Here is a 20,565-nt window from a genome sequence, read left to right as displayed (position 1 = left end):
TCATGACGCTTCTTCCATCAGGTGCAGGTCGGAGGGCGACCACGACAGGCGGATGTCAGCGCCGTCGTCCGGCAGCGACAGGCCGGCCGGCACCACCACGTGCAGGCGCACGCTCTCGGCCTCGACGGTGACGCGGTTGGTGGCGCCGAGGAAGCTGCGCGACTTGACCGCGCCGGACACGCCCGCGTTGCCCTCGCCGAGGCGGATCTTTTCGGGTCTGAGGCTCGCCCAGCGACGCGCGCCGCCATGGCGTGCCACGAAATCGGGCGGCAGCACGTTGGAGGAGCCGACGAAATCGGCGACGAAGCGCGACTGCGGCCGCTCATAGATGTCCTGCGGGGCACCGATCTGCATGATGCGCCCGTCGTTGAACACGGCCACGCGGTCGGCCATGGACAGCGCCTCGCCCTGATCGTGGGTGACGAAGACGAAGGTGATGCCGAGCGCGCGCTGCAGGAGCTTCAGCTCTTCCTGCATGTTCTCGCGCAGCTTCAGGTCGAGCGCACCGAGCGGCTCGTCGAGCAGAAGCACGCGGGGCTTGTTGACCAGCGCGCGGGCAAGCGCGACGCGCTGGCGCTGGCCGCCGGAAAGCTGGCCGGGCTTGCGCGCGCCATAGCCGGGAAGCTGCACCAGCTTCAGCGCTTCTTCCGCCTGCCTGCCGCGCTCGGCACGGGAAACGCCCTTCACCATCAGCCCGTAGGCGACGTTGTCGAGTACGTTGAGATGCGGAAACAGCGCGTAGTCCTGGAACACGGTGTTGACGTTGCGGCGATAGGGCGGGACGCCCTCGGCGCGCTCGCCGAAGATCTTGATGCTGCCGCCGGTCGGCTGCTCGAAGCCGGCTATGAGGCGCAGGCACGTGGTCTTGCCCGAGCCCGACGGGCCGAGCATGGCGAAGAACTCGCCCGGCCTGATGTCGAGATCGACCGCATCGACCGCGCGCACGGCGCCGAAGTGGCGGGAGACATTTTCGAAGGAAACGGCTGAGGTCATGTGATTATCAATCGCTGCTTTGAAGCATGATGCTGCCCCCTGTCCGCATCGCTGACGCTCGGCATCTCTTCCCCACTCCGTGGGGCGAGGAACGAGGAAGGGCGCTTTTCCTCTCCCCCCTGCGGGGGAGAGGTGTCGAGGCGAAGCCGAGACGGAGAGGGGGCGGAAACCGAACGATCAGGTTACCCCTCCCCGGACCTGCGGTCCCATCACGGGACGGGCAAAAGGCCTTAGCGCCCGCCGATCACGGCGATGTAGTCGGAGACCCAGCGGTAGTAGGGCACGCACTCGCCCTGGCTTGCGCACTTGGCCACCGGGGTCCGCCAGAACCTGACCTTCTCGAAGTCCTCGAAGCCGTTGGTCTTGCAGCCCTCTTCGCCCAGCAGCTCGTTGCCCTTACAGGCGGCCGGCACGGCCGGGTTCGAGCCGAACCAGGCGGCGAGATCGCCCTGCACCTTGGGCGACAGCGAATGCTCCAGCCACATATAGGCGCAGTTCGGATGGGCGGCCTCGGCATGCATCATGGTGGTGTCGGCCCAGCCGGTGGCGCCCTCTTCCGGAATGGTCGAGGCGACGGGCTGGTCTTCCGACTTCAGCAGGTTGACCTGGAACGGCCACGAGCCGGAGGCGACCACGCCCTCGTTCTTGAAGTCGTCGACCTGGATCATGGCGTCGTGCCAGTAGCGGCCGGCGAGCGTGCGCTGCACCCGCAGCAGGTCAAGCGCTGCCTTGTACTGGTCTTCGTTCAGCTCGTAGGGGTCCTTGATGCCGAGCTCGGGCTTGTGCGCCATGAGGTAGTTGGAGGCGTCGGCGATGTGGATCGGGCCGTCATAGGCCTGGATGCGGCCCTTGTTGGGCTTGCCGTCCGGGAAATCCATCGGCTCGAACACGACGTTCCAGCTCTTGGGAGCTTCCTTGAAGACGTGGGTGTTGTACATCAGCACGTTCGGGCCCCACTGGTAGGGCACGCCGTAATGGACGTTGTCGACCGTGAACCAGGGCGCGTTCTGCAGGCGCTCGTCCACCGTCTTCCAGCTCGGGATGAGATCGACATTGACCGGCTGCACGCGCTTGCCGGCCACGAGACGCAGCGAGGCGTCGCCCGAGGCGGTGACCAGGTCGAAGCCGCCCTCGTTCATCAGCGCGACCATTTCGTCGGAGGTCGCGGCGGTCTTCACATTGACCTTGCAGCCCGTCTGCTTCTCGAAATCCGTGACCCAGTCATAGTCCTTGTCGGTTTCGCCGCGCTCGATATAGCCCGGCCAGGCGACGATATTGACCTCGCCCTCGCCCTTGCCCAGTTCCTTCAGCATCTCCTGCGCCATGACCTGGCTGGAAAAGCTCAGCGCCAGAGTCATGGCAGTGCACGTCTTCAGAAAAGATTTCATGACTTCTCTCTCCCATTGTGAGGGGCCGCTCTGAATGGCGACACTGATCCCTGCGAGAGAAGTTGATCCGAAAGCGGAGCATTCGCAAACGGATTTATCAGAAAGACGATATCGGTTTTTCCGATAGGTCTCGGCGGTGCTGATCTTGGACTTTCATGAAGTGAGCAAGCAGCCCTTCCCGGGAACAGGCCTACGGTCTCTGCCGCGTTTGCCGCTGAAGCTGCGCCACGCCGATGAAATCGCGCGCCGCTTGCGGCAGGCTGGAGCCGCGCCGCCAGACCATGCCGACCTGCACCGCCGGCAGCGAGCCGGAAACGTCGCGCGACTCGATGCGGTCGCCTTCCAGCGACCATGGCCGGTAGACCAGATCGGGCAGCAGCGTGACCCCTGCCCCGGTGGCGACCAGGCTGCGCACTGCTTCCACCGACCTCGTGCGGAAAGCCACATGCGGGCGCGCGCCGAAGGCGGAAAGCAGCTTGCCGGTGTTCTCCTCGATTTCGTCCACCGTCAGCATGATCAGCGGCTCGGCGGCGATGTCGTTGATGCCGATGATGTCGGCGTCGACCAGCGCATGGCCGAGCGGCAGCCACAGCCGATAGGGCGAGACCTCGAGAATTTCGGCCTGCAGCGCCATGCGGTCGCGCAGGTTGGAGATGATCATGACGGCGACGTCGAGCTCGCCGCCGATGAGCAGGTGCTCGAGATAGTCGCCATTGTCCTCGATGGCCGAAACCTCGATCGAGGGAAAGGCGCGGCGGTAGCGCGCGAGCAGGTCGGACAGCACATAGCCGGCCACCAGCGAGGTGACGCCGAGCTGGAGGCGGCCGCCGACCCGCTCCGGCGTTTCTGTAAATGTGCGCCGGGCATCCGAGACATTCGCGAGGATCTTTGTCGCGTGGCGCAGGAACTGGTGGCCCTTGTGTGTGATGGTGAGCCCGCGCGGATGACGCTCGAAAAGCTCGACGCCGAGGTCGCGTTCCAGGTCCTTGATCGCCTCGGTGACCGCCGACTGCGAGATGGACAGGTTCTGCGCAGCGCCCGAGACCGTGCCCTGCTCGGCCACCGCGACGAAAAACTGCAACTGCCTGATCGTGAATGCCATGGCGCGACTAAACACGGGCGCGCCTCACTTGGGAAGAGGCTGCCCGTCCGCCTAAGCCTCAGGCGCCGGCCACGGTCAGACGCGTGCCGGCGGCGGCGAGTGCGGCGGCAATGTCGGGCGGCGGGGCGCGGTCGGTGACCAGTTCGCCGAAACCGTCGAAGCCGCACACCTGCACCAGCCCCTGCCGGCCGAACTTGGTGTGGTCGGTGACCACCAGCGAGCGCGTGCCGCGCGACAGCACCATGCGCGCGAATTCCGCCTCTTCAAGATCATAGTCCATGACGCCCGCAACGGCATCGAGCGCGCCGATGGAGATGATGGCATGGTTGACGCTGAAGCGGCTGACGAACTCGATGGCCGAAATGCCGAAGGCCGCACCTGAATCGCTGCGCAGCTCGCCGCCGGCCATGTAGACGCGGTTGCCGTTGACCGTCGCCAGCGTGCGCGCGATGTCGGACGAATTGGTCACCACCGTCAGCCGGCGATGGCCCAGCAGCTCGCGCGCAAGGTAGCTGGTGGTCGTGCCGGTGTCGAGCATGACCGACTCGCCGTCGAGGATAGTGGTGGCAACCAGGCGGGCGATCGCGCGCTTGGCTTCGCTGTTTTCGCGCATGCGCCGCTCGAAGGGGGCCTCGCCCACGATCGCCGGCAAGCCGATGGCGCCATGCATCTTCATGACCGTGCCGTCGCTGGTCAGCGGCTTCACGTCACGGCGCACCGTTTCCAGCGACACGCCCAGTCGGTCGGCCAGGTCGGCAATGCTGATCGTGCCTTCGTCCTGCACGATGCGCAGGATTTCCGCGTGCCGTTTGGAGTGGTTCATGATGGGCGCTGCTGCTTTGCCGAAAACCGATCCTTTATGACCGCTTCTTAGGCAATTGTGACAATGATCGCAACGAATACGGGCGCCATTCGGTCACAAAATCACAAAATGCCACAAATCGGCGTTGACAACCCGCTTTCCCCTGCGTGAGATTGCCAGCGGGAACAGCACCGGGCCGATTGGCGTCACAAGACGCGCCAGCGCAGCTCCGGGGCACACAAAGACAAGAAGAACGACGACAACGAGGAGGTTTCGACATGCATTCGCGCAGTCGTTTCAACAGCCGCATGGCCATGTCCGCGCTCGGCGCGCTGGCCCTGTCGGCAGCCATGTTTCTGTCCTCCGGGCCGCAGGCGCGCGCCGAGGATTCCACCGACCCGATCAAGCTGACTTTGCATGACTGGACCGGCCAGCTCATCACCACGCACATCATGGGCGAGGTGCTGAAGAAGGCCGGCTACAGCGTCGACTATGTGCAGGCCGACTATCTGGCGCAGTTCGCCGGGCTGGAGACGGGCGATCTCGACGTCGCCATGGAGATGTGGGAGACGACCGGGCGCGACGCCATGGACGCCGCCGTCGCCACCGGCAAGGTCGAGAACCTCGGCGAGAACGGCATGCAGGCCATCGAGGAGTGGTGGTATCCCGACTACATGGTGGAAAGGTGCCCCGGCCTGCCAAACTGGGAAGCGCTGAAGGACGAGAAATGCGCCGAGGCCTTCGCCACCGCCGAGACCTATCCCAAGGGCCGCTATCTCGGCGGACCGGTGACCTGGGGCGGCTTCGACGACGAGCGCGTCGAGGCGCTTGGGCTGCCCTTCGAGGTGGTGCATGCCGGCACCGATGCCGCGCTCTTTGCCGAACTCGAATCCGCCTACCAACGCAAGGCGCCGATCCTGCTGTGGATCTATGCCCCGCACTGGGCGCCTGTGAAGTTCAAGGGCAACTGGATCGAGTTCCCGAAATACGAGAAGGCCTGTTACACCGACCCTTCCTGGGGCATAAATCCGGACGCGCTCTATGACTGTGCCAAGCCGCGCGGGCCGATCTGGAAGGTCGCCTGGTCCGGCGTGAAGGACAAGTGGCCGGGCGCCTACAAGGCGATCAAGGCATTCAAGCTCGACAACGACGAAATGGGTCAGATGATCGTCAAGGTCGACCTCGAAGGCCAGAAGGTGGACGACGTGGTGGCCGAATGGATCGGCGCCAACGAAGCCCGCTGGTCCGAGTGGATCAAGAAATAGCCGCTGATCGGCTTTCGCCCGCCGCGCGTTGCGGCGGGCCTCCTCCCCCCAGTGCCTGAAACGACTTTGCGACCGGACGGACCATGCCTTCACCGGAACCGAAACTCATTTGCCGCAACGTATCGAAGATATTCGGCGGCGGCGCCCGGGAATTCATGGCCGCGGCTAGGGCCGACATCTCGGCCGAAACGCTTGCGCGAGCCGGACTGGTCGGCGCGGTGCGCAACGTGGACCTCGAAGTCCGTGCCGGCGAGATCTTCGTCATCATGGGCCTGTCCGGTTCAGGCAAGTCGACGCTGGTGCGCTGCCTGTCGCGGCTGATCGAGCCGACCGCCGGCGAGATCCTGTTCAACGGCGAGAACCTGTTGGCGGCGAGCGACGCCCGCATGATCGAGATCCGCCGCCACCAGATGGGCATGGTGTTCCAGAATTTCGCGCTTCTGCCGCATCTCACCGTGCTGGCCAATGTCGCCTTCCCGCTGGAGGTGCAGGGCATCGACAAATCGACACGCGAGGCGCGTGCGCGAAAAATGATCGAACTGGTCGGCCTGTCGGGCAAGGAGAACGCCTTCCCGCGCGAACTTTCCGGCGGCCAGCAGCAGCGCGTGGGCATCGCCCGCTCGCTGGCGGTGGAGCCGGAACTCTGGTTCCTCGACGAGCCCTTCTCAGCGCTCGACCCGCTGATCCGCCGCGAGATGCAGGACGAGTTCATGCGCCTGCAGTCGGTGCTGAAGAAGACGATCGTCTTCATCACCCATGATTTCGACGAGGCGATAAGGCTCGCCGACCGCATCGCCATCATGAAGGACGGTGCGGTGGTGCAGGCCGGCACGCCGGAAGACATCGTGCTCAACCCGGCCACGGCCTATGTCGCCGAATTCACCCGCAATGTGCCCAAGGCCAAGGTGGTGCGGGTCGCCTCGATCATGCGCCGGGCCAATGGCAGCATGCCGAACGGGGTCGCAACCGTGCAGGCACGCGCGACCGTCTCCGAGGCTGCGCCCGTCTTCGGCGAAAACAGCGAACATCTTGGCGTGGTCGACGGCGACAGCCGGCCGGTCGGCGTGCTGCATCGCGCCGACGTCGTTGACCTGATGATGCGGGGGTGAGCGAAGTGAGCGCGCCGGCCCGCCCCATCGAAGCATCCGTGCAAGCCCCAGCCACGGCGAGGGCCGCGGGCAAGGCATCGCTCGTCGCCTGGGGTGTGGCTATAGCCGCGTTCCTCCTTCTGTGGCGGTTCGGCGCCGAGGCGCTCAAATGGACCTTCGATTATCCCAAGAGCTGGCAGATCCCGCTCGCGCGCTGGATCGGCGATGCCATGAAATGGCTGGTGAACCAGGCGAGCTTCGGCCTCTTCACCTTCACCGACCTCACGCGCTTCATCGCCAGCATCATCGACCTGCCCTACAGACTGGCGCTCAGCCTGCTTTCCACCGGCTTCCTGTCGGGCCAGGGCTCGAGCGCGGTGCAGATCCTGCCGCCGCTCTCCTGGATCGCCGTGATCGCCATTGTCACCATGATGGGTTTTCATGCCGGCGGCCGACGACTGGCGCTGATAGTCGGGCTCTGCTTCGGCTTCCTGGCGGTGTTCGGCCAGTGGCAGAGCGCGATGGTGACGCTGGCCTCGATCCTGGTGGCGGTGCCGCTCGGCGTGGTCGCGGGGCTCTTGCTCGGCATCGCCGCCTATCGCTGGCCGCGCTTCGAAAAGGCGCTGACGCCGGTGCTCGACCTGATGCAGACCATTCCGGTCTTCGCCTATCTGGTCCCGATCCTGTTCCTGTTCGGCTTCGGGCCGACGGCCGCGGTGGTGGCGACGCTGATCTACGCCATGCCGCCGATGACGCGCATCACCGCGCTTTCGCTGCGCTCGGTGCCGTCCGAGATCCACGACCTCGGCAAGATGATCGGCTGCACGCGCCGGCAGATGACCTGGCGGGTGCTGGTGCCGTCGGCCAAGGACAGCCTGATGGTGGGCGTCAACCAGGTGATCATGCTGTCGCTCAACATGGTCATCATAGCCTCCATGATCGGCGCCGGCGGGCTCGGCTTCGACGTGCTGGCAGCGCTTCGCAGGCTCGACATCGGTGCGGGGCTGGAATCGGGCCTTGCCATCGTCGCGCTGGCGGTGGCGCTGGACCGGCTGAGCCAGGCCTATGCCGAGCGCGCCGGAATGCCCGGCACGACGGGTGTCGCAGGCGGCAGCTTCGTGGCGCGAAATCCCTATACGCTGGCCGCGCTGGCAATCGTGCTTCTCACGGGCCTCGCCGGCCTCGCTTTGCCCTTCGTGCAGACCTATCCCGAAAGCCTGCGGCTCTCGACCGGGTCGTTCTGGTCGAATGTCGTGGCCTGGATCAACGTCAATTTCTTCGACACCTTCGAAGCGATCAAGAACGGGGTGCTGCTCAACGTGCTGGTGCCGTTCAAGCGCTTCCTGGGCGGCCTGCCTTGGCTGGGCGTGACCGGTCTCCTGGCCTTTGCCGGCTACCGGCTGGGCGGCGCCCGGCTTGCGCTTGTGGTCGGTATCCTCGCCTTCCTCATCGCCGCCACCGGCCAGTGGGAAAAGGCGACCATCACCGTCTATCTCTGCGGCATCTCGGTGATGCTCGCCATGCTGATCGGCATTCCCATCGGCATCCTGGCGGCGGAGCGGGAGCGCCTGTGGAGCTGGGTGCGCGTGATCATCGACACGCTGCAGACGCTGCCCTCCTTCGTCTATCTGATGCCGGCCGTGATGCTGTTCCGTGTCGGCGACTTCACCGCCATGATCGCCGTCGTCGCCTATTCGATCGTCCCGGCGATCCGCTACACGGTGCACGGCCTGACCCGCGTCGACCCGCGGCTGATCGAGGCTGGCCGCGCCATGGGCTGCACGCCCTGGCAGATCCTGACCAAGATCAAGCTCAAGCTGGCGCTGCCCGAGATCATGCTGGGGCTGAACCAGACCATCATGTTCGCGCTGTCGATGCTGGTCATCACCGCACTCGTAGGCACCCGCGATCTCGGACAGGAGGTCTACATCGCGCTGACCAAGGCCGACACCGGGCGCGGGCTGGTGGCGGGGCTGGCGGTCGCCTTCATCGCCATCATCGCCGACCGGCTGATCTCGGCGGGTGCTGCGCGCACCAAGGCTAGGCTGGGGCTCGCATGAGGGGGAAACCGTGAGGACCAACGATCTTCGCATCCGCACCCTGCCGATCTGGAGCGGTGGCGTCAGCATCGAGCCGCTGCGCGGCGGCATCAGCAACGAGAGCTATCTCGTCACCGACGCCAAGGGCCGGCACGTGGTGCGCTTCGGCAAGGACTATCCGTTCCATCATGTCTATCGCGAGCGCGAGATCATGACCGCGCGCGCCGCCCACGCCGCCGGATTTGCGCCTGCGCTCGAATATGCCGAGCCGGGGCTGATGGTCTCGGCCTTCATCGACGCCCGGACCTATGGCCCCGAGGATGTTCGGAAAAACCGCAACCGGCTGGCCCAGCTGATGCGCCGCTTCCACGAGGAAATGCCGCGTCATGTTTCGGGCGCCGGCTTCATGTTCTGGGTGTTCCACGTCATCCGCGACTATGCCCGGACGCTGGATGCGGGCAGCAGCCGCATGGCGGCCGAGCTGCCCGGCTATATCGCGCTGGCCGACGAGTTGGAGCGCGCGCAGGTGGCGTTGCCGGTGGTGTTCGGCCACAACGACCTCTTGCCGGCAAATTTCCTCGACGACGGCGAAAAACTCTGGCTCATCGATTTCGAATATGCCGGTTTTTCCACCGCGATGTTCGACCTGGCAGGCGTCGCCTCCAATGCCGGCATGACCCAGGAGGAAGCCGAGGAGCTGCTGGCGACCTATCTCGGCCGCGAGCCGGACCTTGCCACTAGGCGCGCGCATTCGGCCATGCAATGCGCCTCGCTGCTGCGCGAGGCGATGTGGAGCATGGTCTCCGAACTCCACCTCTCTGCCCCCGGCGTCGACTACGTCGCCTACACCGCTGACAACTTGGCCCGGCTCGACGCCGCGCTCGACCATTACCGCACGACCTATGGAAAGACCGCATCATGACCTTGCCATCCCACGCTGAGATCGTCGTCATCGGCGGCGGCATCATCGGCTGCTCGACCGCCTATCACCTGGCGCGCGACCACAAGGCCGACGTGGTGCTGCTGGAACAGGGCCGGCTCACCTCCGGCTCGACCTGGCACGCGGCGGGCCTCGTCGGGCAGCTGCGCTCCTCGGCCTCGATCACGAGGGTGCTGAAATATTCGGTCGACCTCTACAAGCGGCTCGACGCCGAGACCGGCCTTGCCACCGGCTGGAAGATGACCGGTTGCCTGAGGCTCGCCACCAACCAGGATCGCTGGACCGAATACCGCCGGCTCGCCACCACCGCCAAGAGCTTCGGCATGGAGATGCACCTGATCTCGCCGGAAGAGGTCAAGCGTATGTGGCCGCTGATGGAGGTGGACGACCTTGTCGGCGCAAGCTGGCTGCCCACCGACGGCCAGGCCAGCCCCTCCGACATCACCCAGTCGCTCGCCAAGGGTGCGCGCATGCATGGCGCAAAGCTCTTCGAGGAGGTCCGCGTCACCGGCTTCGAGATGAAGGACGGCCGCATCACGGCGGTGAAGACCAACAAGGGCGACATCGCCTGCGAGAAGGTAGTGAACTGCGCCGGCCAATGGGCGCGCCAGGTGGGCGCCATGGCCGGCATCAACGTGCCGCTGCAGCCGGTAAAACACCAGTACATCATTACCGAGAAGATCACGGGGCTGGCCACCGACGCGCCGACCATCCGCGACCCCGACCGCCGCACCTATTTCAAGGAGGAAGTGGGAGGGCTAGTCATGGGCGGCTATGAGCCGAACCCGATCGCCTGGACCACTGGCGACGTGCCGAACGACTGGGAATTCCGCCTGTTCGACGACGATTTCGACCATTTCGAGCAGCACATGGTGCAGGCCATCGAGCGCATCCCCGCGCTGGGGCAGGTTGGCGTCAAGCAGATGATCAACGGCCCCGAGAGCTTTACGCCCGACGGCAATTTCATCCTCGGCCTCGCGCCGGAATGCCACAACATGTTCGTGGGCGCCGGCTTCAACGCCTTCGGCATCGCTTCGGGCGGCGGCGCGGGCTGGGTGCTGGCGCAGTGGGTGGTTGACGGCGAGGCGCCGCTGGACCTCTGGGTGGTCGATATCCGCCGCTTCTCCGACCTGCACCGCGACCGGCAATGGGTGTGCGACCGTACGCTAGAGGCCTATGGCAAGCACTACACGATCGGCTTCCCGCATGAGGAACATGAGAGCGGCCGACCGCGCATCGTCTCGCCGCTGTACGAGCGGCTGAAGGCCCATCGCGCCGTGTTCGGCTCCAAGCTCGGCTGGGAGCGACCGAACTGGTTCGCGCCCGAGGGCATGGAGGCGAAGGACGTCTATTCGATGGGGAGGCAAAACTGGTTCGGCCCGGTGGGCGACGAGCACGCCCACGTCCGCGAGGCGGTCGGCATTTTCGACCAATCGTCCTTCGCCAAATATGAGATGACCGGACCCGACGCGCTGAAGGCGCTGGACTGGATCTGCGCCAACGACGTCAACAAGCCGGTGGGGCGGCTGACCTATACCCAGCTTCTCAACACCCGCGGCGGCATCGAGGCCGACCTGACCGTGGCGCGGCTGGCCGACGAGAAATTCTACATCGTCACCGGCACCGGCTTCCGCACGCATGACCTGGCCTGGATACGCGACCACATCGGGGCGGACCTCGACGCGACGCTGACCGACGTGACCGAGGATTTCGGTACGCTGTCGCTGATGGGACCGCACGCGAGAAACGTGCTTTCGGCGGTGACGGATGTAGATGTTTCAAACGCCGCCTTCCCCTTCGGCCATGTGCGCGAGATTTCGATTGCCGGGCATAAGGTTCGGGCGCTGCGCGTGACCTATGTCGGCGAGCTTGGCTGGGAGCTGCATGTGCCGATCGAGGCCACCGGCGAGATTTTCGACGCGCTGATGGCGGCGGGCGACCCCTGGGGCATCCGCCCCGTAGGCTACCGCGCGCTGGAATCGCTACGGCTCGAAAAGGGCTATCGCGCCTGGGGCTCGGACATCACGCCCAACGATACGCCGCAGGAGGCGGGCCTGGGCTGGGCGGTGAAGCTGAAGAAGAACACCGACTTCCTCGGCCGCCGCGCGCTGGAGGAGCTGAACGGCGCCACGCCGAAGAAGCGCTTTGCCGGCTTCACGGTGAACGATCCGGACATCGTTCTGGTCGGACGAGAAACCATCCTGCGCGACGGCGAGCCGGTCGGCTACCTCACCAGCGGCGGCTATGGCTACACGGTCGGCAGGCCGGTGGGCTACGGCTATGTCCGCAATGCCGACGGCGTCAGCGACGACTTTTTGGCCTCGGGCGAATACGAGCTGGTGGTGGCGATGGAGCGGACCAAGGCAAAAATCCACCTCGAGCCGCTCTACGATCCCGCCAATGCGAAGGTGAAGGGCTGAGCCTTCACCTTGCCGACAGGGGCCTGGGCAGCTGCCGCAACGTGTGCGGCGGCAGCGAGGCCAGCGTGCGCACGATCATGGTGGCGGCGAACAGGCCCGACACGAAGGCGCCACCGAGGGTGAAGGCTGTGTTGGTGGATAGCTCCGGGTGCAGGGCCAGCGCCGCGCCCTGCGCATAGCGGGTGACGAAGATGCCCAGGATCAGTCCGAAGGGCAGCCAGTCGCCCTTCTGGCGGATCATGCCGTTGGCGAGCACCTCTGCGGGACGGCGGCGAGCGACGGCCTGCCCGGCAAAGGCACCGAGGCCGGCCCCGACCATATAGGCGGCGAGCGAGACGAGCGTCAGCCCGTTTGCGGCAAGCCCGTAGATCGACAGACCGAACATCAGCGCCGGCATCACGGCCATGCGCCACAGCGCGGTGTCGCGGTCGCGGCTCATGCTCCATCCGGCCCACAGCACGTAAGCAAGCAGCGGCCAGACCCAAAGCGGCGTGCCGGAGATAATCTGGATCAAGCCGGGGCCGCCGGCGGAGGGAGCGGCAGTGGCTGCCGGATGGATGGCCGCTTCCGGAGCGCCGAACAGCACCGCATGCATCACCCGGCCGGGCATGAAGGTGAAGAAACCGGCAATCACCAGGCCGCCAGAATAGACCATCTTCATGATGCGTGCATGCTGCACGACCTTGCGGCTCCGGATCATCATGATCGCCTTGACCAGCCCGAAAAGCGTGACGATCGCGAGAAGGTGGACCGGGCTCCATGGCCCCCACATCCGGATGATGTGGATGAAGAAGGAGGAGATCGCCACCGTCGCCATCAGGACGACCCAGATGCGGCCGCCGAGCTTGTGCAACCGATCCCCCTTGCGGCGGAACAGCACCACCGCGCCAAGCAGCAGCGCGGCGATCGCCGAGACGGCATGTATCTGGATAACGGGCGAGGCCTCGAGCAGCGGTTGAAGGGTCATGTCGTCTCTGCCAGTGTTGGAATTTGACCGTGGGCGGGCTATCACGGCCTGCCGTTGCCCCCGGACAATGGCGAGCGTTCGGTAAGGCTTCAAACGCACTTTCGCGAAAGGACGATCGAATTCGTGGACGAAGGGCCGCTGCATTTCACGCTTCGCAGATTGCAGGCGATGGCGTTTTCGCCGCGCTTCTGGGCCACCATCCTCGTCGTGGCGGCGATGCTGGGCGTGGTCGGGCCGTTCGGCACTTTTTCGCAAATGCCCTTCCTGCCGCGCCTCGGCTACTGGCTCGCGGTCGCGTTGATGACCTACGCCATCGGCTACGTCGTCACCTGTCTGGTGCTCGGTTACTACCTGCCCGGCCCGGCGCATCGCGGCGCCAAGATCCTGCTCGCTGGCTTCGTGGCGGCCGTGCCGATCACGGCTTCGGTGGCCCTTCTCAACGCCGCGCTGTTTGCCGACCCGCAATGGGTCAATGGCGATCTCGTCGCGCTGTACTTCAATGTCGCGCTGATCGCCTCCGGCATCTCGTTTCTCTATGATCTGATCGACGGGCGCGAAAGCGCGGGAACCGTCGCGACGGTGCAACCCGAGACGCCCGAAGCGCCAACCTTATCGGCCGTGTTTCCCACCGACACCGCCCCGCCTGCGACGCGGCCGGCGTTGGTCGACCGGCTGCCGTCTGCCGCGCGCGGCAAGCTCACCTACATGTCGATGCAGGACCACTATGTGGACGTGCACACCGACCGCGGCTCGGCGCTGGTGCTGCTGCGGTTCGCGGATGCCCTGCGCGAAACCGGTCCGATCGCCGGGCTGCAGATCCACCGCTCCCACTGGGTGGCGCTGGACGCCGTGGAGGACACGCTTCGCAAGGACGACAAGCTTTATGTGAAGATGCAGGACGGGACGCTTTTGCCGGTAAGCCGCAGCTTTCAGGCAGCGGCGCGAGAGGCCGGCATCGGCTGAAGATCGAAGCCGGCCGGCTCAGGCCTCCAGCGCGGCAGCTTCCTCGGATGCATTGGTTTCCGAAGCGGGCGGCGGTGCGGCGGACAACTTGCCGGCATCTCCCCATCTCAGCTTCTTGTAGTCGAAGCCGTGTTCCAGCGTCGGCTTCACGACCTGGAAATAGGGCGAGAGATCGAAGTCGCGCGGCGTGTAGAGCGAGTGGTGGCGAATGTGCAGGATCTCCTGCCGCATGTAGCGCGACTGCACCGAGGCGCGGCCGGCCGCCCGGGTAACGCCCGGCAGGATCGGATAGCGGATGCGCCCGAACGCCTCCGCGATCAGCGACGAGCAGATCGCCCGCGTGGGGTCGCCCGAGCCGAAGGCGATCATGCGGCGACGCCAGCGCACCGGCACCGGCGGCGTCGGCAGGAAATAGCGCAGCATGTCAAAAATGTTCTTCAGGTCGTATTTCAGCCCCAGCCGCGAGATCATGAACTCGACCACCTCGCTCCGGTCTTCCGAAGTAAGGCCACGCGCCCGGCAGATGCGGGTGTTGTAGGTGCGGTATTTCGACAAGGGCACAGCCACGCAGCCCTCGCCGAGATTGACCTCGATGAGCTGTGGCCGCTCCGAGCCGTCTTCCGGCATCGGCAGGGCGTTGCCGACATAGAGGCAGGAATGCGACCAGGTGGACTGGGTCAGATATTTGATCGCCGCCGAGACCTTCTGGTTGCCCTCGACCAGCAGAATGTCGCCCGGCTGCAGGACGCGGTGCAGGGTTTCGGGATCGGACGGCGTATAGGGTTCGTAGCCGGACGATTTCTGCTGCAGCCGCGCCGCCAGCCAGAGCCCGACGCGGTCGAGCAAGGTGTCGGCCGCAGTCATCCGCGGGCACCGTAAGCAGCGGCTTCACTGAGAAAGGAATGCGGATCGGCGCGATGGTTCATGGCAGCTCCACGGGCCGGCCGACAAGCGCCAGCGATGCGTTGTAATAGGCGGGCTGGCCGGTGACCTCGCGCCCAAGCCAGGACGGAAGCGCGGTATCAGGCACTTCGTCCGGGGTCTCCAGTTCAGCAAGCACCAGCCCGTCCAGCCCTCCGGCAAAGACATCGACCTCGTAGAGATAACCGTCATGGCGAACGTGGTGGCGCGTCTTCTCGATGACATTGCCGAGGACAAAAGCCTGCATCTCCTCGGCTTCGGCGATGGGAATGGGATATTCGAACTCGTCGCGCACCCTGGCATTCTTCCCGAACTTCAGGGTCAGCACCGCCTTCCCGTCGTGGATGCGCACGCGCACGGTGCGGTCGGCGGCGGCGACAAGGTAGAACTGACGGATCGGCAGCACGGCCGTGACGTGGCCACGCCATTCGTCATTCGCCACCAGGAATTTGCGTTCGATCTCCTTCGCCATGGCGCGAGTATAAAGCCTACCGGAGCGGCGGCGGCAAGATACGGCTTGATTTTAATCAATCGATTGATTAAAATTTGCACATGAGCCAGCAGCCAAAGACCAGGCGCACACGCAACGCGCCCTCCCCCGCCAGCGACCAGACCCGCGCCGCACTGGTGCATGCGGCGCTGCAGCTGTTCGGCGCCAAGGGATTCGACGGCGCATCCACGCGCGAGATCGCCGCGCTGGCCGAGGCCAATATCGGCTCCATCGCCTACCATTTCGGCGGCAAGGAAGGCCTGCGGCTGGGGGCTGCCGACTACATCGTGGAGACGATCCAGCGCGTCGCCACCCAGGCGCTGGATGGTGTAGCCCCCATCAACGAGGTGCAAGGCTCGGCGGAAGCCGCACACCAGCAATTGCGCGGAGCGATCGAACGCATGGTGCAGTTCGTCGTCGCACGTCCGGAAGCCGGTGAGATCGTGCAGTTCCTGTTGCGCGAACTGTCGCACCCCACCGCCGCGCTGGACCGCATCTATGCCGGCGTGTTCGAGCCGCTGCACCGGCGGCTCTGCGCCATATGGGCGGCGGCCACCGGCGAAGCGGCCGAGAGCGACAGGACAAAGCTTACCGTCTTCACCCTCATCGGCCAGGTCATCTATTTCCGCATCGGCCAGGAGGCGGTGAAGCGCCGCATGGGCTGGGCCGCGATCGGCAACGAAGAGGCCGCCGCAGTTGCTGCCATAGCCAAGGACAATCTTGCCGCGATGCTGGCCTTCCACCAGGCGGCAAGGCCCCAGGATGAAGGAGCATGAGCCTGCTTTGCGCCATTCCCCTCGTCGCTTCGCTGCTGTCGGCCTGCGGCACCGCGCCGCTCGCCGTCGGCTATGTCGAAGGCGACTTCGTGCTGCTGGCGCCGCTCGACGTGGCGCAGGTGCGCTCGCTTGCGGTCGCGCGCGGTGATCGCGTGGAGAAAGACCAGACGATCGCGTTGACCGAGGACACCGATGCCAAGATTGCGGTGGCGCAGGCGGAAGGCGCGCTGGCCCAGGCGCAGGCCCAGCTGGCCGACCTGCTGGTCGGCCGCCGGCCGGAGGAGATCGAGGTGCTGGAGGCGGCCATCACTACGGCCAAGGCGCAATCGGACGCGGCAAAGCGCACACTGACGCGCACTCAGGACCTGAACAAGCACGGCTTCGCCACCCAGGCCCAGCTTGATGACGCCACGACCCAGGTCGAAGTTACCGATGCGGCCATCGGCCAGAGCGAGGCCAATCTGGCGGTCGGCCGCCTGCCGGCGCGTCCCGAGGCGATCAAGGCCGCCCAGAACGCCGTGAAGGTTGCCCAGTCGGAGCTCGATCAGGCCCGCTGGCGCCTTTCCAAGCGCACCATCGAAGCTCCGGCGCCGGGCCGCGTCACCGACGTCATCCGCTATCCTGGCGATCTTGCCGGCCCTTCCGCGCCGGTGATCTCGATGCTGCCGGACGACGCCGTCAAGCTGAAGGTCTATGTGCCGCAGGAAAAGTTCTCCGCCGTCACGATCGGCGCCGTCTTGTCGGTCCATTGCGACGGGTGCCCTTCCGGGCTGCAGGCGCGTGTGAGCTACGTCTCGCCGGACCCGGAGTTCACCCCGCCGGTCATCTATTCGCTGGAGACGCGGCAGAAGCTCGTCTACCTCATCGAGGCGCGGCCGATCGGCACCCACACGCCGCTGCAGCCGGGCCAGATCGTCGACGTGGATCTGGCGAGCTAGCGCAAGCGACAGGCGCGCGAAATGTCAAAGCCGATTTCTTCCGTTTTCAAGACGCCGCATCCCTTTGCGGCCATCGCCGGAGGCCTGCCATGAACGCGATCGAAGTCAGCGGATTGGTCAAGCGCTTCGGCGACCACACCGTCGTCGACCATGTGTCGATGAGCGTGGCCGAGGGCGAGATCGTCGGCTTCCTCGGGCCCAACGGCTCGGGCAAGACCACGACCATCCGCATGATGTGCGGGCTGTTGACGCCGGACGAAGGCGGCGGCCAGGTGCTGGGCTACGACCTGCGCACGGAGGCGCTGAAGATCAAGCGCGAGGTCGGCTACATGACCCAGCGCTTCTCGTTCTACGAGGACCTGACGATCGCCGAGAACCTCGAATTCGTCGCGCGGCTCTACCAGCTGAAGCCTGTGAAAGACTATGTCGGCCGCACGCTGGAGGAGCTGGGCCTGGCCTCGCGCAGCAAGCAGCTGGCGGGCACGCTGTCGGGCGGCTGGAAGCAGCGGCTGGCGCTCGCCGCCTGCATCATGCACAGGCCCAAGCTGCTCCTGCTCGACGAGCCCACTGCGGGCGTCGATCCCAAGGCGCGGCGCGAGTTCTGGGACGAGATCCACCGCCTGGCCAATGAGGGGCTGACGGTGCTGGTCTCGACCCACTATATGGACGAGGCGGAGCGCTGCCACCGCATCAGCTACATCTCCTACGGCAAGATGCTGGCCACCGGCACGGTCGACGAGGTGATTGCTGCCGCCGGGCTGACGACCTTCGTGGTCACCGGGCCTCGGCTGGGCAAGGTGGCGCGGGAGCTGGAGGGCAAGCCTGGCGTCGACCAGGTGGCGCCCTTCGGCTCGACCCTGCACGTGGTCGGCTCGGACCGGGCCAGGCTGGAAGCCGCGCTGGACGACGTCAAGCGCCGCGACGGCATCACGGTGGAGGCCGGCCAGACCAGCCTGGAAGACGTGTTCATCCAGTTCATGGGCAAGGCGAAGGGCAACGGGCGATGAACACCGTGCTTTCCTTCGCCCGCCTCGGCGCCATGCTGATGAAGGAATTCATCCAGATGCGGCGCGACCGGCTGACTTTCGCCATGATGCTCGGGGTGCCGCTGATGCAGCTTCTGCTGTTCGGCTATGCCATCAACAACGACCCCAAGAGCCTGCCGACGGCGCTGGTGGCGACCAGCAACGACCACTACACGCGCGCCATAGTCTCGGCGCTCGAGACGACCGGCTACTACCGCTTCACCCATGTCGCGCGCAGCGAGGCCGAGGCCGAGGCGTTGATCGCCAACGGCGCGGTTTCCTTCGTCGTCACCATCCCTTCGGACCTCGCCCGGCGCATGGACAGGGGCGACAACCCGCAGATCCTGATCGAGGCCGACGCCACCGATCCCGCGGCGTCCAGCGGCGCAATATCGACGCTCAGCACCGTGACCGCCCAGGCGCTGCTGCGTGAGCAGGGCATGCAGGCAGCGGCCGACGAGACGGCCAAGAGCCAGCTGCAGGTGATCGTGCACCGGCGCTACAATCCCGAAATCATCTCCCAGTACAACATCGTGCCCGGCCTGCTCGGCGTCATCCTGCAGATGACCATGGTGATGATGACGGCCATGGCGCTGACGCGCGAGACCGAGCGCGGCACCATGGAAAACCTGCTGGCGATGCCGGCAAGCCCGGCCGAGATCATGCTCGGCAAGGTTTTACCCTATCTGGTGGTCGGGGCGGTGCAGGTCGTGGTGGTGCTGGTGGCGGCAAAGCTCCTGTTCGGCGTGCCCTTCGTGGGCTCGCTCGGACTGCTGCTGTCGTCCGTGCTGATCTTCGTGCTGGCGCTGGTGCTGCTCGGCTATACGATCTCGACGGTGTCGCGCACGCAGATGCAAGCCATGCAGCTGACCTTCTTCTTCTTCCTGCCGTCGATCCTGCTGTCGGGCTTCATGTTCCCCTATCGCGGCATGCCCGACTGGGCGCAGGTGTTCGGCGAGATTTTTCCGCTCACGCATTTCCTGCGCATCATCCGCGGCGTGATGCTGAAAGGCGCCGACTTCCAGGCGATCGCCAGCGAGGTGGGGGCGCTGCTGGTCTTCGTGGTCCTGTTCGCGACGATGGCGCTGCTGCGCTTCCGCCGCACGCTGGATTGAGGCAAACTCCCGCGCGCCGGAACAAACCTCCAGGCAACGCCCGGCAGGAGAACCGCAATGCTTCGCAGTTCAGGACTTGCCTGCCTTGTGGCTCTGCTGGCGCCTGCCGCGACCGGTTGCGGTGCGGCGGCCGACGAACTCTATCAAGCGAAAGCTGTCGTCAGCGGACAGGGAGAGGAACGCCGGGCGCTCGGATTTGCCCTGTGCCTGAAGGACGTGGTGGCCAAGGTGTCGGGCGACGCTCGGCTGACGGACGATCCGAGGATGGCCGAGCCGGCGAGCAAGGCAGCCTCGTTCGTGACCGGCTTCAGCTATCGGGACCGCCTCAGCGGCAAGCCGCTTCACGACGAGCAGGGAAGCTATGACAGGCCGCATGATCTGACCTGCGATTTCGACCGCCACAGGATCGACGCCCTTCTGGAAACGCTCGGCCACCGGCCATGGCCCGAGCCGCGCCCGCGCATCCTGCTTCTGGTCGACATCAAGGACAGGCAGGGAAAGGCCTTCATGCTTGCCAATGACAGCGCCGACGCCCGCGACCAGGACATGAGCGGCGCGCTGGCGGCGGCCTCGGAGCGCTTCGCCCTGCTCTTCCGGCTCCCGGCGCAAGCCCTTCTTGCGAAGGCCGTGGTGGATGAGATGGTGCAGGGCAAAGCCGACCCCGCCGACCTCGAGCGGGTGGCCAATGCCGCCGGCGCCGAGAAGGTGGTGGCCGGCACCCTGCTGTGGAGCGACCAGGCGCTGGGCTGGGTCTCTGAGTGGCGGCTTTCAGTGCAGGGAAAGAGCTATCGCTGGCAGGCGCGCGGCGTCGGCTTCGACGACGCCTTTCGCAATGTCGTCAGCGGCGCGGCCCAGATCCTGTCCGGAAACGGTCAGCCGGCCGACATCGTGAAGTGACTGACTGGCCTGTGCATGAGGCACAGCGCTTAGCCAAGCCGCACGCGCGGACGCTTTTCGCCGCCGACCCTGCGCCATGAATTGAAGCGATGGGTGGCGGCGGCGAAGGAGATCTTCATAGCCCGCGCGACCGAGTAACGGGTCTTGCCTTCGTCGAACAGGCGGTAGCAGCATTCAACGCCTTCGGCTGTGAGCTTTCCGTCGTAGGTCTTGTTGCGCGGGTCAGCCGGGTCGAATTCCTTCGCTGGCGGCTGGAGCATGCCCTTCAGCCGGTCCAGATCGGCCTGGATGCTGGTGATGAGTTCGAGAATCAGCGTGGCGTCGAGAGCTGTCTGCTTGGCGGGCATCGTACAACCATCCTTATCCATGGATGCAACCCTGCGCATATAGGCAAAGATATAGCTATAAAAAGACCCATCCCAATTTCTTGATCCAG

The 20,565-nt window shown here is 65.6% G+C and carries 19 protein-coding genes; 11 read left to right on the top strand and 8 right to left on the bottom strand.

Annotated features, from left to right (window positions below):
- The 4 genes from ABLE85_RS00450 to ABLE85_RS00435 all read right to left on the bottom strand — a co-directional run bounded on the left by ABLE85_RS00450 (window position 1) and on the right by ABLE85_RS00435 (window position 4,306).
- Entirely contained in the window at window positions 1-993 is a 993-nt protein-coding gene (locus ABLE85_RS00450) for an ABC transporter ATP-binding protein (RefSeq protein WP_348790727.1), read from the bottom strand.
- Window positions 994-1,223: 230 nt separating this feature from the next.
- On the bottom strand, window positions 1,224-2,381 hold the full coding sequence (locus ABLE85_RS00445) for an ABC transporter substrate-binding protein (RefSeq protein WP_348790726.1): 1,158 nt from the start codon (window positions 2,379-2,381) through the stop codon (window positions 1,224-1,226).
- Between the two features lie 190 nt (window positions 2,382-2,571).
- Complete coding sequence (locus ABLE85_RS00440) at window positions 2,572-3,483, bottom strand: LysR substrate-binding domain-containing protein (protein WP_348790725.1); 912 nt, start codon at window positions 3,481-3,483, stop codon at window positions 2,572-2,574.
- A 58-nt stretch (window positions 3,484-3,541) separates the two neighbouring features.
- Window positions 3,542-4,306, bottom strand: coding sequence for a DeoR/GlpR family DNA-binding transcription regulator (locus tag ABLE85_RS00435; RefSeq protein ID WP_348790724.1), 765 nt, complete (start codon window positions 4,304-4,306; stop codon window positions 3,542-3,544).
- A gap of 257 nt (window positions 4,307-4,563) precedes the next feature.
- On the opposite strand from ABLE85_RS00435, the gene ABLE85_RS00430 reads away from it, so the two are divergent.
- From ABLE85_RS00430 to ABLE85_RS00410, 5 genes are all read left to right on the top strand, one after another.
- Window positions 4,564-5,550, top strand: coding sequence for an ABC transporter substrate-binding protein (locus ABLE85_RS00430; RefSeq protein WP_348790723.1), 987 nt, complete (start codon window positions 4,564-4,566; stop codon window positions 5,548-5,550).
- An 83-nt stretch (window positions 5,551-5,633) separates the two neighbouring features.
- Window positions 5,634-6,659, top strand: coding sequence for a betaine/proline/choline family ABC transporter ATP-binding protein (locus tag ABLE85_RS00425; RefSeq protein WP_348790722.1), 1,026 nt, complete (start codon window positions 5,634-5,636; stop codon window positions 6,657-6,659).
- Complete coding sequence (locus ABLE85_RS00420; protein ID WP_348790721.1) at window positions 6,656-8,698, top strand: ABC transporter permease subunit; 2,043 nt, start codon at window positions 6,656-6,658, stop codon at window positions 8,696-8,698. The genes ABLE85_RS00425 and ABLE85_RS00420 overlap by 4 nt, the downstream gene beginning before the upstream one ends.
- A gap of 10 nt (window positions 8,699-8,708) precedes the next feature.
- Window positions 8,709-9,599 carry a phosphotransferase family protein gene (locus ABLE85_RS00415; protein WP_348790720.1) on the top strand — a complete coding sequence of 297 codons (891 nt, stop codon included), beginning with the start codon at window positions 8,709-8,711 and terminating at the stop codon, window positions 9,597-9,599.
- On the top strand, window positions 9,596-12,037 hold the full coding sequence (locus ABLE85_RS00410) for an FAD-dependent oxidoreductase (protein ID WP_348790719.1): 2,442 nt from the start codon (window positions 9,596-9,598) through the stop codon (window positions 12,035-12,037). The genes ABLE85_RS00415 and ABLE85_RS00410 overlap by 4 nt, the downstream gene beginning before the upstream one ends.
- Before the next feature lie 4 nt (window positions 12,038-12,041).
- Here the strand turns inward: ABLE85_RS00410 and ABLE85_RS00405 are convergent, their stop codons facing one another.
- Entirely contained in the window at window positions 12,042-13,004 is a 963-nt protein-coding gene (locus ABLE85_RS00405; protein ID WP_348790718.1) for a DUF6622 family protein, read from the bottom strand.
- 123 nt (window positions 13,005-13,127) lie between these two features.
- On the opposite strand from ABLE85_RS00405, the gene ABLE85_RS00400 reads away from it, so the two are divergent.
- Entirely contained in the window at window positions 13,128-13,967 is an 840-nt protein-coding gene (locus ABLE85_RS00400) for a LytTR family DNA-binding domain-containing protein (RefSeq protein ID WP_348790717.1), read from the top strand.
- Between the two features lie 18 nt (window positions 13,968-13,985).
- On the opposite strand, the gene ABLE85_RS00395 is transcribed toward ABLE85_RS00400, so the two are convergent.
- A complete protein-coding gene (locus tag ABLE85_RS00395; protein WP_348790716.1) occupies window positions 13,986-14,831 on the bottom strand; it encodes a YiiX/YebB-like N1pC/P60 family cysteine hydrolase in 846 nt (281 codons plus the stop codon).
- Window positions 14,832-14,889: 58 nt separating this feature from the next.
- Window positions 14,890-15,360 carry a CYTH domain-containing protein gene (locus ABLE85_RS00390; protein ID WP_348790715.1) on the bottom strand — a complete coding sequence of 157 codons (471 nt, stop codon included), beginning with the start codon at window positions 15,358-15,360 and terminating at the stop codon, window positions 14,890-14,892.
- Between the two features lie 80 nt (window positions 15,361-15,440).
- Here ABLE85_RS00390 and ABLE85_RS00385 point away from each other — a divergent pair, with 80 nt between their 5' ends.
- The 5 genes from ABLE85_RS00385 (at window position 15,441) to ABLE85_RS00365 (ending at window position 20,129) form a co-directional block, all read left to right on the top strand.
- Window positions 15,441-16,154: a CerR family C-terminal domain-containing protein gene (locus tag ABLE85_RS00385; RefSeq protein WP_348790714.1), complete on the top strand. Its 714-nt coding sequence runs from the start codon at window positions 15,441-15,443 to the stop codon at window positions 16,152-16,154.
- Entirely contained in the window at window positions 16,151-17,092 is a 942-nt protein-coding gene (locus ABLE85_RS00380; RefSeq protein ID WP_348790713.1) for an HlyD family efflux transporter periplasmic adaptor subunit, read from the top strand. The genes ABLE85_RS00385 and ABLE85_RS00380 overlap by 4 nt, the downstream gene beginning before the upstream one ends.
- A gap of 89 nt (window positions 17,093-17,181) precedes the next feature.
- Window positions 17,182-18,099: an ABC transporter ATP-binding protein gene (locus tag ABLE85_RS00375; RefSeq protein WP_348790712.1), complete on the top strand. Its 918-nt coding sequence runs from the start codon at window positions 17,182-17,184 to the stop codon at window positions 18,097-18,099.
- Window positions 18,096-19,232 (top strand): ABC transporter permease, encoded by a 1,137-nt coding sequence (locus ABLE85_RS00370; RefSeq protein WP_348790711.1) that lies wholly within the window; start codon window positions 18,096-18,098, stop codon window positions 19,230-19,232. The genes ABLE85_RS00375 and ABLE85_RS00370 overlap by 4 nt, the downstream gene beginning before the upstream one ends.
- 57 nt (window positions 19,233-19,289) lie before the next feature.
- Complete coding sequence (locus tag ABLE85_RS00365) at window positions 19,290-20,129, top strand: DUF2066 domain-containing protein (RefSeq protein WP_348790710.1); 840 nt, start codon at window positions 19,290-19,292, stop codon at window positions 20,127-20,129.
- Between the two features lie 29 nt (window positions 20,130-20,158).
- Here ABLE85_RS00365 and ABLE85_RS00360 read toward each other — a convergent pair whose 3' ends face one another.
- Window positions 20,159-20,476, bottom strand: a complete 318-nt coding sequence (locus ABLE85_RS00360; RefSeq protein WP_348790709.1) for a hypothetical protein — start codon at window positions 20,474-20,476, stop codon at window positions 20,159-20,161.
- Window positions 20,477-20,565: the final 89 nt, after the last annotated feature.

The organism is Mesorhizobium sp. KR1-2 (assembly GCF_040045035.1).
GTDB lineage: Bacteria > Pseudomonadota > Alphaproteobacteria > Rhizobiales > Rhizobiaceae > Pseudaminobacter.
Note: the sequence above shows the minus strand (reverse complement) of the source record. Positions and strands in the feature narration are given on the sequence as shown.

Coding starts and splice junctions, on each gene's coding strand:
- ABLE85_RS00450 (WP_348790727.1), bottom strand. CDS start 993: ATGACCTCAGCCGTTTCCTTCGAAAATGTCTCCCGCCACTTCGGCGCC.
- ABLE85_RS00445 (WP_348790726.1), bottom strand. CDS start 2,381: ATGAAATCTTTTCTGAAGACGTGCACTGCCATGACTCTGGCGCTGAGC.
- ABLE85_RS00440 (WP_348790725.1), bottom strand. CDS start 3,483: ATGGCATTCACGATCAGGCAGTTGCAGTTTTTCGTCGCGGTGGCCGAG.
- ABLE85_RS00435 (WP_348790724.1), bottom strand. CDS start 4,306: ATGAACCACTCCAAACGGCACGCGGAAATCCTGCGCATCGTGCAGGAC.
- ABLE85_RS00430 (WP_348790723.1), top strand. CDS start 4,564: ATGCATTCGCGCAGTCGTTTCAACAGCCGCATGGCCATGTCCGCGCTC.
- ABLE85_RS00425 (WP_348790722.1), top strand. CDS start 5,634: ATGCCTTCACCGGAACCGAAACTCATTTGCCGCAACGTATCGAAGATA.
- ABLE85_RS00410 (WP_348790719.1), top strand. CDS start 9,596: ATGACCTTGCCATCCCACGCTGAGATCGTCGTCATCGGCGGCGGCATC.
- ABLE85_RS00405 (WP_348790718.1), bottom strand. CDS start 13,004: ATGACCCTTCAACCGCTGCTCGAGGCCTCGCCCGTTATCCAGATACAT.
- ABLE85_RS00395 (WP_348790716.1), bottom strand. CDS start 14,831: ATGACTGCGGCCGACACCTTGCTCGACCGCGTCGGGCTCTGGCTGGCG.
- ABLE85_RS00390 (WP_348790715.1), bottom strand. CDS start 15,360: ATGGCGAAGGAGATCGAACGCAAATTCCTGGTGGCGAATGACGAATGG.
- ABLE85_RS00385 (WP_348790714.1), top strand. CDS start 15,441: ATGAGCCAGCAGCCAAAGACCAGGCGCACACGCAACGCGCCCTCCCCC.
- ABLE85_RS00380 (WP_348790713.1), top strand. CDS start 16,151: ATGAGCCTGCTTTGCGCCATTCCCCTCGTCGCTTCGCTGCTGTCGGCC.
- ABLE85_RS00375 (WP_348790712.1), top strand. CDS start 17,182: ATGAACGCGATCGAAGTCAGCGGATTGGTCAAGCGCTTCGGCGACCAC.
- ABLE85_RS00370 (WP_348790711.1), top strand. CDS start 18,096: ATGAACACCGTGCTTTCCTTCGCCCGCCTCGGCGCCATGCTGATGAAG.
- ABLE85_RS00365 (WP_348790710.1), top strand. CDS start 19,290: ATGCTTCGCAGTTCAGGACTTGCCTGCCTTGTGGCTCTGCTGGCGCCT.
- ABLE85_RS00360 (WP_348790709.1), bottom strand. CDS start 20,476: ATGCCCGCCAAGCAGACAGCTCTCGACGCCACGCTGATTCTCGAACTC.